Annotated in this window: 3 protein-coding genes; all 3 read left to right on the top strand. The window is 44.1% G+C overall.

Features of this window, described 5'->3' with window-relative positions:
• The first annotated feature begins 146 nt into the window (after positions 1–146).
• On the top strand, positions 147–740 hold the full coding sequence (locus FTU39_RS13625; RefSeq protein ID WP_205779272.1) for a tyrosine-type recombinase/integrase: 594 nt from the start codon (positions 147–149) through the stop codon (positions 738–740).
• 189 nt (positions 741–929) lie between these two features.
• A complete protein-coding gene (locus tag FTU39_RS13620; RefSeq protein ID WP_024160783.1) occupies positions 930–2096 on the top strand; it encodes a tetracycline-inactivating monooxygenase Tet(X3) in 1167 nt (388 codons plus the stop codon).
• Positions 2097–2244: 148 nt separating this feature from the next.
• Positions 2245–2947 (top strand): recombinase family protein (locus tag FTU39_RS13615; RefSeq protein WP_179994526.1); only part of this gene is annotated, 703 nt, incomplete at its 3' end.

Below are 2947 nucleotides of genomic sequence, written 5' to 3'. Positions count from 1 at the left end.
GCCAGGCCTCAGCATTTTATTATGGTGATCCCCTGGGCGAAATGCGCCTGGTAAGCAGAGTTTTTGAAATGTAAGGCCTTTGAATAAGACAAAAGGCTGCCTCATCGCTAACTTTGCAACAGTGCCAGTTTTATTACGAACGTGTTTTGGGTGGACAACGGAAAACATATTTCATCGAAAGACCAAAAAAAGAAAAAACACTTCCTGTTGTGATGAGTGAAGAAGAAACCATTCGGGTACTACGCGCTATTGAAAACGTGAAACACAAGGCTATTCTGATGACTATTTATTCGGCAGGTTTGCGCATTTCTGAATGTATAAACCTGAAAATAAAAGACATTGACTCCAAGCGCATGCAAATTCGTATAGAACAGTCAAAAGGAAAAAGAGATCGTTATACCATTTTATCTGAGAAAACATTAATTATTTTAAGAACATACTTTATGGAATATAAACCAAAAGATTATTTATTTGAAGGTCAAAAAGGTGGCGCATACTCAAGCCGAAGTATTCAAAACATTTTTAAAGCAGCTGTTTTAAAAGCAAAGATTCAAAAGGAAGTTACTGTACATACCTTACGACATAGCTTTGCAACGCATTTGCTTGAGAATGGTACGAGTTTACGTTATATTCAATCGTTGTTAGGTCATTCAAGCAGTAAAACAACTGAGGTTTATACACATATTACCACCAAGGGAATGGAACAATTAAAAAGTCCGATGGATTTGTTAGATATATAGAAAGGATTTGTATATTTGAGCAAAACTTAACAAAAAGCACTATGAATATAAATCCTTTTGAGAGAGTAGAAACGAACGGTAAACGGTTGAAAACGGATTTGTCACTGATAATGAAAGGTTTAGCAAAATAAGATATAGTGGATATATACGCCATTTGGCGTATAGCCACTTGTTATGTGCCATTTTTGAATGACAATGCGAATAGATACGGACAAACAAATGAATTTACTTAGTGATAAGAACGTTGCAATAATTGGTGGTGGACCCGTTGGACTGACTATGGCAAAATTATTACAGCAAAACGGCATAGACGTTTCAGTTTACGAAAGAGACAACGACCGAGAGGCAAGAATTTTTGGTGGAACCCTTGACCTACACAAAGGTTCAGGTCAGGAAGCAATGAAAAAAGCGGGATTGTTACAAACTTATTATGACTTAGCCTTACCAATGGGTGTAAATATTGCTGATGAAAAAGGCAATATTTTATCCACAAAAAATGTAAAGCCCGAAAATCGATTTGACAATCCTGAAATAAACAGAAATGACTTAAGGGCTATCTTGTTGAATAGTTTAGAAAACGACACGGTTATTTGGGATAGAAAACTTGTTATGCTTGAACCTGGTAAGAAGAAGTGGACACTAACTTTTGAGAATAAACCGAGTGAAACAGCAGATTTGGTTATTCTTGCCAATGGTGGAATGTCGAAAATAAGGAGCTTTGTTACCGACACGCAAGTTGAAGAAACCGGTACTTTCAACATCCAAGCTGATATTCTTCAACCGGAAATAAACTGTCCCGGATTTTTTCAGCTATGCAACGGCAACCGATTAATGGCGGGACATCAGGGCATTTTATTGTTTGCCAATCCCAATAATAATGGTGCATTGTATTTAGGAATTAGTTTTAAAACGCCCGATGAATGGAAAAATAAAATTCCCTTAGATTTTCAGGACAGAAACAGCGTTGCCGATTTTTTATTGAAAAGATTTTCCAAATGGAGTGAAGTTTACAAACAATTAATACGTTCGGTATCAACATTTCAATGCTTGCCCACAAGGAAATTTCCTTTGAACAATGATTGGAAAAGTAACCGTCCATTACCCATAACAATGATTGGCGATGCTGCTCATTTGATGTCGCCTTTTGCAGGACAGGGTGTAAATACGGGATTATTGGATGCTTTGATATTGTCTGAAAACCTTACAAACGGAGAATTTACAAGTATTGAAAATGCCATCGAAAACTACGAACAACAAATGTTTGTTTATGCAAAAGATACGCAGGACGAATCGACAGAAAACGAAACCGAAATGTTTAGTCCCAATTTTTCGTTTCAAAAATTATTGAATCTATAAACAGTAAGAAAAAACGGCTACTAACAAGCAGTTTTGCAATAGTGGGGCAGAAGTGCAAAATTGAACTTGTGTGCTTCTATCAACTTTTGTACATTAGCTGCCAGTTTAAGATGGGTGCATTTGAGTATGCCCAAAGGAGCCCGCAAGTATGCGCAGGACGAAGCCAGTAGCCGCGCCGATGGTGGCGCGGGTCTATCTGCGCGTCAGCACCGACGCGCAGGACTTGGAACGCCAAGAGGCGATCACTACGGCCGCGAAGGCCGCCGGCTACTACGTCGCCGGCATCTACCGTGAGAAGGCATCCGGCGCACGCGCCGACCGGCCTGAGCTGCTGCGCATGATCGGCGACCTACAGCCCGGCGAGGTGGTCATTGCCGAGAAGATCGACCGCATCAGCCGCCTACCTTTGCCCGAGGCCGAGCGCCTGGTGGCCTCGATACAGGCCAAAGGCGCACGCCTGGCCGTCCCTGGCGTGGTCGATCTATCCGACCTGGCGGCCGAGGCCCAGGGCGTCGCCAAGATCGTGCTGGAAGCCGTGCAGATCATGCTTTTTCGCCTGGCCTTGCAGATGGCCCGCGACGACTACGAGGACAGGCGCGAACGCCAGCGCCAAGGCATTGAGTTGGCCCGCCAGGCCGGGCGGTACAAGGGCCGCCGTGCTGATCCGAAGCGCCGCGCCCAAGTTGTCGCGCTGCGCAAGTCCGGCTACAGCATCAACAAGACCGCCGAGCTGGCCGGGTACAGTGCGGCCCAGGTGAAACGGATATGGGCCGAGGTCAGCCAGGCCGAAGCGAAGCAGCACGGCGCGTTCGTGGAGGACGCATTGACGGAAGCCGATGCCCTGGCCGCTG

The organism is Acinetobacter sp. YH12099 (assembly GCF_013419195.1).
GTDB classification, from domain to species: Bacteria; Pseudomonadota; Gammaproteobacteria; order Pseudomonadales; family Moraxellaceae; genus Acinetobacter; species Acinetobacter towneri.
The sequence above is the reverse complement of the archived record's forward strand: the minus strand, read 5'-3'. Positions and strand labels throughout refer to the sequence as shown.